The sequence below is a fragment of the Flavobacterium rivuli WB 3.3-2 = DSM 21788 genome (assembly GCF_000378485.1).
Classification (GTDB): domain Bacteria; phylum Bacteroidota; class Bacteroidia; order Flavobacteriales; family Flavobacteriaceae; genus Flavobacterium; species Flavobacterium rivuli.
Genome location: NZ_KB899970.1, coordinates 1 through 14,753, shown reverse-complemented (window position 1 = coordinate 14,753; position 14,753 = coordinate 1). Strand labels below are relative to the sequence as shown.

The window sequence follows — 14,753 nt, the reverse complement described above, 5'->3', positions numbered from 1 at the left end:
CAATAAGTTTTACCCTTGTTTTTATGATCTACAGAAACGGATTAGACGAAATTTTATATGCAGTATCGAGATTTTTCGACTTCGCTGCGCTGCGCTCAAAATGACAAACAACTTCTAAAATAAATTTTTCTTTTTAAACATCACTACACCAATTACCGACACTATGAACGATGCCAGTGCCACGATCCAGAAACCGTTATGGTTATCCTGCAATGAGTTGGGCACGTTCATACCATAAAAACTGGCTACAAGCGTGGGTATCATTAAGATGATGGATATGGATGTAAGCCTTTTCATGATGATATTAAGATTATTAGATATGACCGAAGCATAGGCATCCATGGTACCGGTAAGGATATCGCTGTATATATTAGTCGTGTCCTGTGCCTGGCGCAGTTCTATCTCTACATCTTCTATAAGGTCTTCATCATAAGAATCTTTTTGTGCTTTAAGGTTACGCACCCTGTAGAATAAAACTTCATTGCCTTTTATAGACGTAATGAAAAACACAAGGCATTTCTCTATTTGTAACAATGCCTGTAAATCTTCGTTACGGATGGATTTTTCAAGGTTGTTTTCGGCCAGTTTTATAAGCTGGTTTATTTGCTTAAGATATTTTTGAAACCAGATGCTTGACGACAACAGTAACCTAAGCACCAGGTCAAAATGATTCCCAGGCTCAATGCCTTTGCGTTGGGTATACTTTGGAAAATCTTCTATAAGTTCGCTTTGTGCAAAACATATAGATACAAACACATCTTCTTTAAAAACAAGCCCTAACGGCACGGTGGTATACGGCAGGCGCACATCATTACTTTTGTAAGGTATGCGCACAATAATAAGGTGCCACCCATCCTCTATTTCTATACGGGGGCGCTCGTCTATATCCTCAATATCATTATAAAATGCCTCGGGCACTTTAAGTTCTTCGAGCAAAAATTGTTTTTCCTGTGGGGTTGGGCAAACTACGCTTATCCAGTTTGCTTCGTTACGGTTTTGGGCCTGGGTTAGCCCATTTTGGTTTTTATAGTACGTTACCATTGCAATTCCCTAAAATTAAATAACAGGGAATTGGCACGGATGCTATCCCTGAAAGGTTGTTAGTATTTCCCGATGATGATCATCCATTTTGAGTACAAAATTTTTGCAAAGGTAAACAAAAACAATAATATATATTTTTTGGAATGCGGATTTTACGGATGCTTCGCAGTCGCGGATTTTGACGGATTATTAAGAACTGATAATTATTTTCCCGCGAAGTGCAACTTTGGGGAAATTCATAACTCAACAATACTAAAAGACATTGCAAAAATTTGTATATTACTATTTGTGGTATTAGTTACAATTTCAAAACAAATAAGGTTTTCTATTCCTTTATAAAGTTTTATCCATTTATCTTTGATCAACTCCGCCTCTTTACTTTCTTCTTTAATATGAGCTATATAAATACTATCTTCAGCGATAACACCGAAATTCATGTTCAGATTTGCTTGATAAACATTTTCAAAAACAATTTTATTCTTACTTTGAGATGGCCACTTAATTGTTAATTCTATAGAATCAACATTTTTCACCTTATCTGAATTATATCTATCAATAGTAATTTTTTCAAGTCTGGCATCGTGCCATTCTAAATCATTGAATTCTTTTAACATCAATAATGTTTTTATTTCCAAATTTTGATTACACAGTGATTATACAATGACTCTCCAACACGAATTAACACTAAATCAATTAGTGAAGATTACCGTAATTCGTATCTTAAACCACTACTCCTCTTTTGCCACATACCTCGCGTCTACAGGCATAATAGTTCCGCATTTATCGCAGGTGCGTAGTTCTTCACTATTGTAAAAGTGTTTGTAATGAGGCAGAAAATCACGTTCTATATTATGCAATTCAAAGAAAACCTCATATAGTTTATTGTTGCAATTTTCGCAAAACCATAATAGCCCGTCGGTAAAGCCACGGCCGGCACGAACGCGCTCTACTACAAGCCCTATAGAGCCTTCGCTCCTAACGGGTGAGTGTGGCACACTGCCCGGGTGAAGGTACATATCTCCGGCATTAAGTTCCATTTCCTTGCGCTCGCCTTCGTCCTGAACCACAACTTTTATACTGCCTTCAAGCTGGTAAAACAACTCTTCGGTTTCGTTATAATGGTAATCTTTTCGGGCATTGGGGCCGGCGACAACCATTACAATATAATCGTCAGACAGCGGATAAATATTTTTGTTGCCCACCGGTGGTTTTAAAAGGTGGCGGTTTTCATCAATCCATTTATTCAGGTTAAAGGGCTTCATCAGGGCCATGGTATGCGTATTTTAAAGTTACCACCAAGGTACTAAAATATGACGCAGTAAATGTAAAGGAAAGCCTATATTTTGCTAAAGACCTTGCCTTTTAATTTTATAAAAGATAACTTTACTCTTTATGCCCAAATAAATCCTCATGAAAATAAACTTATTTATAATTTTAATAATAACCGGTATATTTATGTCGTGCCAAAGAGAAAACAAAGCAGAAGTTATAGGCGAAGATAACCCCCTGTTAGCCACCTGGGATACCCCATACGGAGCACCACCCTTTAACCTTATAGAGAATAAACATTACAAGCCGGCACTGCAGGAGGGCATACGTATACAGCAGGCCGAAATAGATGGCATTGCCAACAGCCATGAACAGCCTAACTTTAAAAACACGATTGTAGCACTGGACCGCAGCGGCACCTTACTGACAAGGATAAACACTGTTTTTAACAACCTGAACACTGCCAACACTAACGATGAGCTACAGGCTTTGGCTAAAGAAATGGCTCCCTTATTATCTAAAAACTACGACGACATTTACCTTAACGAAAAGCTGTTTGCCCGTGTAAAAAAAGTATGGGATAATCAGATTTCTTTTAAGTTGAATACCGAAGATGCCAAGCTTTTAGAACGCAAATACAAAAGTTTTGTACGCAGCGGCGCATTACTCAATGCCGACCAAAAAGCACGCCTTAGGAAAATTAATGAAGAGTTATCTGTCACTTCATTGCAGTTTGGCGATAATGTTCTGGCCGAGACTAATGCATTCGAACTTGTTGTTAAAGATAAAGCAAAACTCGCCGGACTGCCCGAAGAACTTATTACAGCCGCCGCCCACGAAGCCAAAGAAAAGGGTAAAGACGGCAAATGGATTTTTACCTTACAAAATGCCAGTGTAATGCCATTCCTGCAATATGCATCTAACCGTGAACTGCGCAAAGAGATATGGAGTGCTTACCAAAACCGCGGCAACAATGGCAACAAGCTTGATAACCGTATTAACATTGTTAACCTTGCCAGCCTGCGTGCAGAAAAAGCCAAGCTGCTGGGTTATAAAAGCCACGCTCACTTTGTTTTAGAAGAGCGTATGGCTAAAACCCCGGAAAACGTATACGACTTATTAGACAAGCTTTGGAAACCTGCATTGGCAAAAGCCAAAGCTGAGGAAGCTGATATTAAAAAACTTATGGTTGCCGATGGTATTAACGATGCCGTGCAGTCGTATGACTGGAGGTACTATACCGAGAAGATTCGCAAGCAGCGTTTTGACCTTGACGAGCAGGAACTTAAGCCATACTTTAGCCTTGATAACGTGCGCAACGGTATTTTTACCGTTGCTAAAAATTTATACGGACTTAAATTTGAGCAAATCAAGGATGTGCCCATTTATCATAAAGATGTTACCGCCTGGGAAGTTACCGAGGCCGACGGTAAATACGTAGGCCTGCTGTATATGGATTTTTACCCGCGTGCCAGTAAAAAGGGCGGTGCCTGGATGACGTCTTTCCGCAAGCAGCGCACTATAGATGGCGTGCGTACGGCTCCTATAATATCTATAGTATGCAATTTTACCAAGCCTGCCGGCGATGCCCCTGCCCTGCTAACTTATGACGAGGCAAGTACATTCTTTCATGAATTTGGGCATGCGCTGCACAGCTTACTAAGTAATGTAACGTACGAAACCCTATCGGGCACGAGTGTACCCACGGATTTTGTAGAACTCCCATCGCAAATTATGGAGAACTGGGCTGCCGAACCCGAAGTACTTAAACTATACGCCAAACACTATAAAACAGGAGAAGTAATTCCGGATACACTTATAGCCAAGCTGCAACAGTCGGCTACATTCGATCAGGGATTTGCAACGGTTGAGTTTTTAGCGGCTACCTATTTAGACCTTGCGTATCATACCCGTACCGATGCTATTACCCAAAACATAGCGCCATTTGAAGAGGAAGCTATGAAAAACATAGGGTTGATATCATCTATCATTCCAAGATACCGAAGCACTTATTATAACCACATTTTTAACGGAGGATATTCAGCAGGATATTACAGTTATATATGGAGTGGCGTGCTTGATACCGATGCGTTTGAAGCCTTTAAAACCACATCGCTGTTTGACCAGGCTACTGCCAAATCATTCCGAACCAATATACTGGAACGCGGCGGCAGTTTAGATCCTGCACTAATGTATAAGAACTTCCGTGGCAGCGATCCGTCTATCGAGCCATTACTGCGCAAACGCGGCCTGCAGGAGAAAGAAGCTATACAGGATGATAAGTCTTAAATCACAAACATCAAATTTCAAAGTACAAAATCCCAATCTTTGCAGGTTGGGATTTTGTGTGTAATGGCGTTGAAAGAAGCATAAGGTTTTACATTGTAGATTGAAACAAACACACCCCTAACCCCTCTCAAGAGGGGAACCAGCTACACTCAAACCGAAAACTGCAACTGAATACTAATCACTAATACTGTTCACTATGGGGCCAATATCTCCACTCGCCTGCGTATCTCGTTTCCGGCTTCGTCCGTTATGGTTATTATGTATTTACCTGTTTGGGCAGTAACCTGCATTTCATGAAAGGTTTGCGTTTCGCCCAAGTACTTATCGCCTAAATACCAAAACAACCTGGCATTTGCCGATGTATGTGCTGCCTTGAGAATAAACGGCTGCACCTTACCATTAAAATCCTTGGTAAGGTATATTTTACCATCTTCTTTAGGGTAGATAAAATCCATATAGGCACCCGCAGTTCCTTCGCAATCGGCACGGAATGGAGGCAGCGGCAGGTAATCCATGTGGCCTCCTTTGTAGTACCATTCCATTACCGGCGGCAACACAAACCATGTTTTAGTAACCATGTTATCTACACTCTCGCAGCTGCTGTTTACACGATGCATACCGCTTGCATCAAGATGAACTACTTTATGGTAAGGACATGTTTGTGTTTTGCTTCCGTTTAGTGGAATCCATTGCTTTTCGCCGGGGCAATGTTCGCCCGCAATATGTCCGCTTAATTTGCAAATATCAGCCTCTTCAAGGTCGTTATAGGGTGTTGCAAACCACTTTTGACGCGGTAGTAAATTAAACACATCAAACAATACCGGCGCAGCACTGCCTACACCCGTAAGCGACGGCCTGCCCTCCCCGGATGCATTGCCTACCCACACCCCCACCACATAACGGGAGCTCGTGCCAATGGACCAGGCATCACGGCTGCCAAAACTGGTACCCGTTTTCCAGGCAATCTCCAGCGATGAATCATAAAAACGCCAGGCCTCATCACCCTCGGGGCGGTTTACTTCTTTCATGGCATTATAAGTTAACCATATAGACCCTGCTCCCAGTTGTGGTTTGTTGTAGACCTCTTTGCCAAAATCGCGGGTTACATCGTGGTTCCAGTTCAGTTCGGCAAACTCATTGGTCCGGTATTTTGCTTCGTGGCTCGTAAAATAATTAAGGGTAGATGTAAGGCTGGCGTAGGTGCGGCACAAATCCCAAAGGTTACTTTCAGCCCCACCCAAAATAAGAGATAATCCGTAATGATTAGGGTGCTGCTTAATGTCCCGCAGTTTAAAATGCTGCAACTGTTCATAAAAGCGGTACACGCCAAAATCTTTAAGCATAAGCACTGCCGGAATGTTAAGCGAACGCGATAATGCGCGTTGCGCGGGCACGGCACCGTCGTACGTTAATTCATAATTTTTGGGGCTGTAACCCGCAATTTGCGTGGGCACATCAGCCACTAAAGTATTAGGCAGGATCTCTCCGGCATCCAGCATCGACGCAAACAAGAAAGGCTTTAAAATACTGCCGGTACTTCGGGGTGCAGGAATAATATCCACATCTTTCTGGTGGGCAGCATCCGTGGGCGAATTACCCACATAAGCAACAATGTTATGCGTTTGCACATCTACCACCATAATGGCAAGATTGTGTACTTCGGTTTGCTTATATTCCTGGTAATAACGTGCCGCAATCTGGTTCACACGCATTTGCAGCGCATTTTTTACTGTCGTTTTTATGCGCTGTCCCTCTTTTGTCTTAGATATATTCTGTAATAAATGCGGTGCAACCTGTGGCAGGTTAAATGGTTTTTGGGGCAGCGTTTCCTGTAGAGAAAGTTCGTAGGTTGTCCTGTCGATTACCTTTTCATCAAAAAGTTTTTTTAATAAACGGTTGCGCTTATCGCGAAGTTTAATCTGGTTCTTACCGGGATAAATAAGGCTTGGCGCATTGGGTAATACCGCAAGCGTAGCTGTCTCTGCCCAAGATAGTTGCTGCGGCTGTACGCCAAAATACCGCCATGAGGCCATTTCTAATCCCACCACATTACCGCCATAAGGAGCATGTGCGGCATACAGCCCCAGTATATTGTTTTTGCTATGACGAAATTCGAGCCGGGTTGCGAGAACCATCTCAACCAACTTCTCGAAATAGCTGCGTTTTTTATGCTCGCGGCTCAGTCGGATTACCTGTTGGGTTAGTGTACTACCACCGCGCACCACCCTGCCAGCATCATGGTTTTGCTTCATGGCTTTTACAATTGCCACAGGGTTAAAACCGGGATGGCTATAAAAATGCTGGTCTTCAAAATAAACAATGCATTGCCGAAATTTATAAGGCACACTATCCTGCGCCGGGAAACGCCACTGCCCGTCTTTTGCAATGCGCGCACCCAAAAGTTCACCCTCGGCACTTTCTATTACCGTGGCATACGGGTCGCTAAACAGCGTTAGTGGAAGGCAAAAGTAATAGGCAACCAAAAGCACTACCGCAATGGCCGATTTTATTTTGTTGCGTTTTATGTAATTGGTAATGCGCTCCTGAAGTGTTTTAAAAAAACTTTGTATGTAATGAAGGAGTGCTCTAAGTTTGTTTTTCATCCTAACGGATTGGTAGGTGTAACAGCATTGTGATTAATAGAATAAACTATGAAAAGTACTTAATATAAACATTAATACTCTCTTGGATTCATACTTGTATGCCTTACCGAAATTATAAATATTGTGTCATTAGAAACTTTATAAGAAATCCTGTAATGAAAAATCTCATATGCCCTATAATTTCCATCATTCAATGACTTATAAATATCAGAACGATATATTTCGTAATTGTGGCGAAGTATGTTTACGGAATTATAAATTTTGTTGATTAATTTATCGGCAATAAACTGAGATTTAGAAGTGTTAAAAATATATTCGTGTATATGGTCAAGATGATTTATGGCAATCCGGGTCCAGATTATCCTCTTCTCCATCTCTTAACTATTTCCGAAACTTCATCATGCGTAAAAACATTTCCACTTGCTATATCATTGTCAGCAAACTCTATTTCATTATTATATTGCTCAATTGTCATAGGTTCAGAAACTATATTATATTGAATATGATTGTAGTTTTCAATTACATCCTCAACAACTTTAAGAAGTTGATCATCTGCAACATTAATTTCCTGAATAAGTTTTTCTCTTAACTTAATTGCTTCCATAACATTATAATTTAATCAAATATACTAAATATTTTACTCCAATTATATGGAAACGGCATTGCATTAACCGTTTCCATATAATCGAAATAAACACCTACCTTACCACTTTAACCCATTGCCCTTTAGTCCTGGCAAGGAACGAATTATCATACATGGCTTCGCATTGCACACCCGGCAGGTAGTAACTACCCAGGTAACTTGCATTAAGCAATATCCTGAACGTTTTAGTCTCGTTCGATTTTAATGAGAAGTAAAAGTTAGTCCTGTCATCACGAATATCGGTATAGTCAACTTTGTTCTCTGCAAAGCTGCCAAAATCAGTAAACCTTGTGTTCACGATTTCCCACCCTGACGGAATTATCTGTGTAAGCGCTACGTTATCTACAAACTCGCCTTTGATGTTACTTATGGTAACTTCAGCTACAAACTCGGTGCCCTGTGCCAATGAAGATGGGTTGATAACCTTACCGCCCCTGTCTTTAAACACAATGCCTGTTGCAAGACCGCGTTCTTCGGTTTGTTCTTCTCCTACAGGCAGCACGCCGCTGTAAACTACTTTTACATAAAGCGTACTCTGCTTGTTATTTTTAATTGTTACAGCATTATTACTACTTAACTCCAACACCCTGTCTGCAAAAGTTTTCGGGGTACTAATAGCAAGCGTTTTACCTTTATTAGTATAGCTAATATCAATTCCCTTGGTGCCATTGCCCTGTGCAAATTTAGACATGGCATACAAACAGTACGCCGTGGTTTGCGTACTCATCCACTGGTTAGACGACATTTCTTTAGCCAACTTGGTCGCCATAGTAAATGCCTGACCTTTCTGACCTAATACAATCAACGTTTCCAACGCCATTGCCCTGTTGCGTTCCGGTGAACCATAGTAGTAATAGTTATAATCGCTGTCGCCATCAATAGTACTCTGGCTCAGCAATTGCTGACCCACATTCTTTTGTCCAGCCAATGCATAAGCAGCGGCAAGGCGTAGTTTACTCTCATTACCAATGCCCGGCGTTTCTCTTAATCGGTTCATTGATGAAAGGTCCGGCGAGCCCGCCAATGCCAATGTATACAAACGATAGGCCTGTGCAAAATCGTTATGGTATTCTTTATAATAGCGCCATGCCCTTGCCGTTTTTTGCTGATAGCTTAGCCATTGTTTTTTCGCGTTAAGCGGAAGCGCATACCCTTTTTTCTCGGCTTCAATAAAGAAGTGTCCCGCATAACTTGTGCCCCAGTCATCAGCTTCAGGGTTACCGGGCCAGTAGGCAAAGCCACCGCTCGCTACCTGAAACTGCCCAAGCCTTTGTATGGCTGCCGTAACGTTGCGTTGTATTTTACTTTTTCTTGTAGCATCTACATCGGCAATATCTGCCAGGTATAATTGTGGGAATACCGATGATGTTGTTTGCTCCACGCAACCATGCGGGTATTGTATAAGGTAATCCAGCCTGCGGTTAAAATCCATAGGCGGGAAGGATGATACCTCAAGCCTTGCCTTGTTTGTGCCTGTCACCCCAAAAGAGGCCCAGTTTATAGTGCCTTGCTTACCCGGTTCTAAAATTACTTCCTTGTAGTTTTGAGTTACCGGATTAGGGTTCATGATATCCAGTTCTACATCATAACTGGCTTTCTCTTTACCGCTCGTGGCAGTAACAGTTACCTTCCCTAAGCCTATCAGGTCATTTACTTCAAGGTCAAAATATGCCACCTTTTCATCGGGCCTTTCAAAAGAAACTGTTTGTTTAGAAGCACCAATTATCCTGAAACCATTGTTGGTTTTTACCTGTAACGTTACATTTTTAATACTGTTCTCCATAGCAAACAGCGTTACCGGCAGCGTTACCTTTTCTTTAGGTGTTACCTTGCGTGGCAGTGATGCCAACAGCATTAACGGACTGCGAACCGGCGTAGTTTTTTCGGCACTGCCGTAGGCACTTGCATCGGCATTGGCAGCGACTACCATAGTACGTACCGATCCAACATATTTAGGCAACTTGATAGTGTGCACCCTTGTTTCTCCTTTGCCTATAGTGTAAGGGCCCATATAAATAACCACCGGTTTAAAACGGTTGGCTTTTTTAGCCTGCCCACCGCCTAAGTCGGCATCTCCACCAATACTGAATATCTGGTTCACCTGTCCGCCATAAGCACCTATAACATCGTCATAAATATCCCAGGTTTTTACACCCAGCGCTTCTTTGGCATAAAAGCTATCCCATGCATTAGGAGTTTTAAATCGCGTAAGGTCCAGCAATCCGTCATCTACAATAGCAACGGTATACGTCATGGCCTTACCTGTTTTTTCGCTAACTTTTATCGTTGTTTTCTGTTCCGGTTTTAATACTGCCGCCATGCTTATTTGTGGCTGCAGAATGGTGTTTTTATCTACCACTTCTATGGGTACAATGCCGTATAAGCGTATAGGCGAATCATTAGCAGTGTTAGCATGCGGCTGTAACAGCGTTATGTTTATATACACGTTAGGCGCCATGGCAGCTGTTACCGGTATGGTTACCTGCGTTTCGCCCTTAGTAGTAGGTGCCCAGTAGGTTTTTACTACCCTGCTTCCGTTTTCTAACGATACTAATGCCCTGCCGCCTTCGCTCGATGGGAACGATACAATAGCATTTTCGCCTACAGCATACTTCTCCTTATCGGTGCTGAACATCAGCATTTTTGCCTCTTCGCCACTGTTGTTACGTGTACGGCCACTCCAGTAAGGATAGTCAATCAGCACGGTAGATCCGGCAGAATGTCCGCCCTCTGCATCAGTTACCCTTATAAGGTAATTGCCCCATTGCTCTTCATCGGTTTTAAAGTTAAAACTGGCCTTTCCGCTTGCATCTGTAACAAGGCTTTGCGAATAAAATGGCGTGTTAGACACCGCATTACTATAAGACGATACATTGTCATGGCTGGCATCCCACCACCAGCGCCACTCTACAGCATATACTTTTACCTCAAGCCTGCGGCCGCCTTTAGGTTTACCTGCTTCATTTACGGTTGCAACATCTACACGGTTGCTTTTGCCGGTTTCCAGCATGCCGTATTTGTTACCCTGTGGCAGTTTTACACCCACGTATGTATCATAAGGCGAATAGGTTGCCTGTATAACATCGGTACTAAAGTCACCACCCTTTTCGTAGGCTTTAGTTATAATGGCTGCCTTGAGCAATCCCGGTGCACGGGCCTTAAGCTTAGGCTCAAGCGTTACGGTTGCATTACCGTTATCATCGGTTACACCGCTGTAAATATTTACTTCTTCTGTACTGAAATTCTGCGCAGGGTCATCAAAAATATAGTTCAAATAGCCTTTAAAGTCGGTTTTTTGCTTAATGAACTTGGCCTGCATCTCTACCTTAAGCCCTTTTGCAATAGCCCCATGCAGCCACAATACCTGCAGGTTTCCTGTGGTTTTGGCATTCGCCGAAAGTGTCTTGCCTTCAAAACCATTTTTGATCTTTAAACGGTTAGGCTTAATGGTTTCTATCTTGATGCTTTTGTAAAAATGCGCACCTCCTACACTTACCATTGCCTCCCAGTTACCCGTAGGCGCACTGGCCTGCGTGGTTACCACAAACTTAAAGTGGTTCTTTTGGTTATAACTTTGCACTGCCTGGAACATCATCTTACCGTTAGGGTCAGACAGTCGTAGTTTAATTGGGTGCGATGCCGGTAGTTTAGCCGCTTTGTCATTTAATATAAAGCCAAGGTACAATGTGTCGCCGGGACGCCAAACGCCACGCTCGCCATATATGTAGCCTTTTAACCCCTTTTGAAGCTGGGCACCATCTACATCAAAATTACTGACGGACTGCGCATTGCCCTCATTTAGTTTTACGTAAGTGGTATTGCTGCCTTTTTTAATGATGGCAAAAAATGGTTTTTTGTCCGATGATAACATTACGGTACCCTCGGCACTTGTAACAGCCGACCCTAATTTTTGTCGCTGAAGGTTAAACAACTCCACACTCGCGCCAGAGATTGGCTGGGTAGTTGTAATGCTTGCCACGGCAAAAAAGAAGCTGTTATTCTCTCCTTTTTTGGCTATAACACCCAGGTCACTTGCCAATACATTAGTCTCTACCTGGCGGTCGTAATAGTAAGAGGTGCTGCAAGGGTTTTCGCGCTGCTCCCATTCATAATCGTCATGGTAGTAGTTGTAATCTTCATAATCCGTAAAGTCTTCTTCTCGCTCTTCCTCCTGTTCGTCTTGTTGTTCATCAGCCTCTTTAAGTACGTTGCTATCTTCACATTTATAAAGGGAATACGCAGGGCGCATGGCAATTTCTATATGGTAAATAGCTCCCGGCTCCGGCTTAACAAGTTTAGAAAGGTCTATGGCAAACGTATTCCACTTGGCATAATTTACCATTTTATTGGTGTTAAGCACAAGCTTGGTCTTCGCTACAGGTAGCGCTACATTGCGCAGGCCATAGTTGCTTTCCATTTCGTTATCCTGAAGGAACTGCATTACGTTATTTTCGAAAATACGGTATACTTTTACATCTACCGCACTAAGGTTAACCGCCTCAAAGTTTATTTTAAGATTGCTGGATGCAGGTAGTATGGTACCGCTTTTTACAAAGCGCACTTCGGGCTTAAGCTGCTCAAAAGAAATGTTTTCGGTATGGCTTTGTTTGGTTTTAAAACCCTCTGTACTTTCTATGCCCTGAAATACTTCTACAAGGAAATTACCGTTTAAAGGGTCGCCAAAAAACACTTTCAGCAAATTGCCGTCTACTGCGTACTTAAGACTCTGCACGCCCTGTACTGCCACAAGCCCGCTAAAATCCTGGTCTTTACGAATAGGATCGGAGAAATTGATAAGCAGCGTTTGGTTATCACCCTCAGCAGGCTGAACGGTAAGTACCTTGAAATTGTCTTTACCGGGCACTACGTAGTTTTCATCACCTTCGCGGGCTATGTCATAGGGCTTTCCATTCCAGGCTATCTTAAGGTTACTGTCCTGGGCACCGCGCTGTATACTGTCTATTATAAAATGAAATTCGCTCGATGAGCCTGCATTATTATCAAACCGTAGTGGCAGTTTTTTACCATTGTGGGTTACAGTTACGAGTTTTTTGGCAGTTGTCAAATCCATATTATCGCTCGTTTTTACAGATGCGTTGAGATACTGCATGTCGCGGTTGTACGACTGCAGGTCTTGTGTAGTAACAAGAAAATCCTGCTTAAGGGTTTTAACGGTAAAATTAAAGTCGCTCAGGCTATCGGCCACCTTTATAAATTTAGAAAGGTGTAATGTTACCTGATATTCCGTATCTTGCTTTAGGCGTTTGGCAGGGCGAAAGGCTATTTTATTATCCTGAAGAAAAAGCACTTTACCCTCTGCCGAAGGCGATACTGTAAAGTAATTATTGTCGATTTCGTGGTTTACCTGCCACTCTTTTTTAGTAAAGGCAAGCCCCACCTGAATGTCGGCTTTGGTAGAAATGAGACCTGAGGAGAAACTGGTAATATAATCCCGGTATAAAAAGGGATCTGAATCGAAATCCTTTCCTGATTTTTTTGAGCAGGAATGCAGCAGCAGTGTGATGACTGTTAAGAACAGCACCAGTTTCATGGGTTTCATAAGGGTAATGGGAGTTAAATTAATTGGTTAAGAACAGGTTGTTATTTATAAAAAAATACGGTTTGTTTTTAAATGTACAGGCTTTTCTTATAACCACAATGATTATAAAGTTTTCTTTAACATGATTTAACACTCCCGCTGCTTACATAAAGTGTTATAAATGTGGACTACCAATTACTTTTGGCACTACCATAATTCCTGTTAAATGGTTACCTGTATTTCATGCTATAACTAATAATATGGTGCAAATATTATAAATAAAATAATGATTATTTATAAATATTTGTTAACAATTTAAACAACTGTATTTCAGCCCCTTCTTTGCTTAAAAAACGTTTTCACAAGAGTACTGCATTCCTCTTCTAAAACCCCCGAAACTACTGTGGTTTTAGGGTGCAATTTAGTACCCATGGCGCGATAACCACGCTGAGGATCGTGTGCCCCAAAAACTACTTTGGCAACCTGGCTCCAGTACAATGCACCGGCACACATCTGGCAGGGCTCAAGCGTTACATAAAGTGTACAGCCTGTAAGGTATTTACCTCCCAAAAAATTAGCCGCAGATGTTATGGCCTGCATCTCGGCATGTGCAGTAACGTCATGCAGCAATTCAGTTAAATTATGGGTACGTGCTATTACTTTATCGTTTACCACCACAAGCGCACCTACCGGTATTTCGCCCTTATCAAATGCAGCATGCGCCTCCTGTAATGCCTTACGCATAAAGTATTCGTCCGTAAAAATATTTTCCATAATGACAAAAATACGATTATGGTTTTAAATGAATGAAAGAGGTATTGTAAATAATCATCAATGGTATGCTTATATATCTATGCCCTATTCCTCTATTATTTCTCAACCTTTTTTGAGACGCATTCAATGCGTCTACCGGACACCGCAATTTTGTAATGCACCCATACAATTTACAGATATGAGTGCAGCTACTCCCTCTCTTTTGGAGAGGGTTGGGGTGAGGTCGGTAATTGTGTCCACACGACAGCTTGAGAGAGGTTGGGGGTGTGTTTAAAACAGTAGAACCGAAACCCATTCGCTTAACCATAAAAAAAGAAGCCGTCTCAATATTCAATTGAGGCGGTTTTTTCATTTTTAGCATTATTATATTAGGCTATTATATTTTTCAGGTCAGGATATTTTTCAAGTGGCTTACGCCGCTATTTTCTTTCTCAGATTGTGTGCTAAGGCCATTAATCCGAACTCTAATTCTACTTTTTCAAGTCCTTTTAAAGTAAACCTCTTAAAATTGTTATTGTGTTTGAGATGTGCGAACACAGGTTCTACATCGGCAGAGCGCTGTTTTCTTTTTTGTAACCCTTTTTCGCTTAAAAGC

Annotated in this window: 10 protein-coding genes; 1 reads left to right on the top strand and 9 read right to left on the bottom strand. The window is 41.8% G+C overall.

What is annotated here, in order from left to right:
- Window positions 1-114 precede the first annotated feature (114 nt).
- From F565_RS0111010 to F565_RS0111000, 3 genes are all read right to left on the bottom strand, one after another.
- Window positions 115-1,041, bottom strand: coding sequence for a magnesium transporter CorA family protein (locus F565_RS0111010; protein WP_020213281.1), 927 nt, complete (start codon window positions 1,039-1,041; stop codon window positions 115-117).
- A 236-nt stretch (window positions 1,042-1,277) separates the two neighbouring features.
- Window positions 1,278-1,655, bottom strand: coding sequence for a hypothetical protein (locus F565_RS0111005; RefSeq protein ID WP_020213280.1), 378 nt, complete (start codon window positions 1,653-1,655; stop codon window positions 1,278-1,280).
- 114 nt (window positions 1,656-1,769) lie between these two features.
- Entirely contained in the window at window positions 1,770-2,312 is a 543-nt protein-coding gene (locus F565_RS0111000) for a 3-hydroxyanthranilate 3,4-dioxygenase (protein WP_020213279.1), read from the bottom strand.
- Window positions 2,313-2,451: 139 nt separating this feature from the next.
- Here F565_RS0111000 and F565_RS0110995 point away from each other — a divergent pair, with 139 nt between their 5' ends.
- Window positions 2,452-4,599, top strand: coding sequence for a M3 family metallopeptidase (locus F565_RS0110995; protein ID WP_020213278.1), 2,148 nt, complete (start codon window positions 2,452-2,454; stop codon window positions 4,597-4,599).
- Between the two features lie 194 nt (window positions 4,600-4,793).
- Here F565_RS0110995 and pbpC read toward each other — a convergent pair whose 3' ends face one another.
- From pbpC to F565_RS21500, 6 genes are all read right to left on the bottom strand, one after another.
- Window positions 4,794-7,202, bottom strand: a complete 2,409-nt coding sequence (gene pbpC, locus F565_RS0110990; RefSeq protein WP_020213277.1) for a penicillin-binding protein 1C — start codon at window positions 7,200-7,202, stop codon at window positions 4,794-4,796.
- 71 nt (window positions 7,203-7,273) lie between these two features.
- Window positions 7,274-7,576, bottom strand: coding sequence for a type II toxin-antitoxin system RelE/ParE family toxin (locus F565_RS22680; protein WP_026300006.1), 303 nt, complete (start codon window positions 7,574-7,576; stop codon window positions 7,274-7,276).
- On the bottom strand, window positions 7,561-7,806 hold the full coding sequence (locus F565_RS0110980) for a hypothetical protein (RefSeq protein WP_020213276.1): 246 nt from the start codon (window positions 7,804-7,806) through the stop codon (window positions 7,561-7,563). Before F565_RS0110980 ends, F565_RS22680 begins: the two co-directional genes overlap by 16 nt.
- Before the next feature lie 94 nt (window positions 7,807-7,900).
- Window positions 7,901-13,396 carry an alpha-2-macroglobulin family protein gene (locus F565_RS0110975; protein WP_020213275.1) on the bottom strand — a complete coding sequence of 1,832 codons (5,496 nt, stop codon included), beginning with the start codon at window positions 13,394-13,396 and terminating at the stop codon, window positions 7,901-7,903.
- Between the two features lie 318 nt (window positions 13,397-13,714).
- Window positions 13,715-14,158: a nucleoside deaminase gene (locus F565_RS0110970; protein ID WP_020213274.1), complete on the bottom strand. Its 444-nt coding sequence runs from the start codon at window positions 14,156-14,158 to the stop codon at window positions 13,715-13,717.
- Between the two features lie 411 nt (window positions 14,159-14,569).
- Window positions 14,570-14,753, bottom strand: a 184-nt coding sequence (locus tag F565_RS21500) for a transposase (protein WP_020212882.1), incomplete at its 5' end; no start/stop codon positions are given.

Excerpts from the sequence above, each read along its gene's own strand:
- F565_RS0110995 (WP_020213278.1), top strand. The coding sequence starts at position 2,452 with ATGAAAATAAACTTATTTATAATTTTAATAATAACCGGTATATTTATG.
- F565_RS0111000 (WP_020213279.1), bottom strand. The coding sequence starts at position 2,312 with ATGGCCCTGATGAAGCCCTTTAACCTGAATAAATGGATTGATGAAAAC.
- F565_RS0110975 (WP_020213275.1), bottom strand. The coding sequence starts at position 13,396 with ATGAAACTGGTGCTGTTCTTAACAGTCATCACACTGCTGCTGCATTCC.
- pbpC (WP_020213277.1), bottom strand. The coding sequence starts at position 7,202 with ATGAAAAACAAACTTAGAGCACTCCTTCATTACATACAAAGTTTTTTT.
- F565_RS22680 (WP_026300006.1), bottom strand. The coding sequence starts at position 7,576 with ATGGAGAAGAGGATAATCTGGACCCGGATTGCCATAAATCATCTTGAC.
- F565_RS0111005 (WP_020213280.1), bottom strand. The coding sequence starts at position 1,655 with ATGTTAAAAGAATTCAATGATTTAGAATGGCACGATGCCAGACTTGAA.
- F565_RS0111010 (WP_020213281.1), bottom strand. The coding sequence starts at position 1,041 with ATGGTAACGTACTATAAAAACCAAAATGGGCTAACCCAGGCCCAAAAC.
- F565_RS0110980 (WP_020213276.1), bottom strand. The coding sequence starts at position 7,806 with ATGGAAGCAATTAAGTTAAGAGAAAAACTTATTCAGGAAATTAATGTT.
- F565_RS0110970 (WP_020213274.1), bottom strand. The coding sequence starts at position 14,158 with ATGGAAAATATTTTTACGGACGAATACTTTATGCGTAAGGCATTACAG.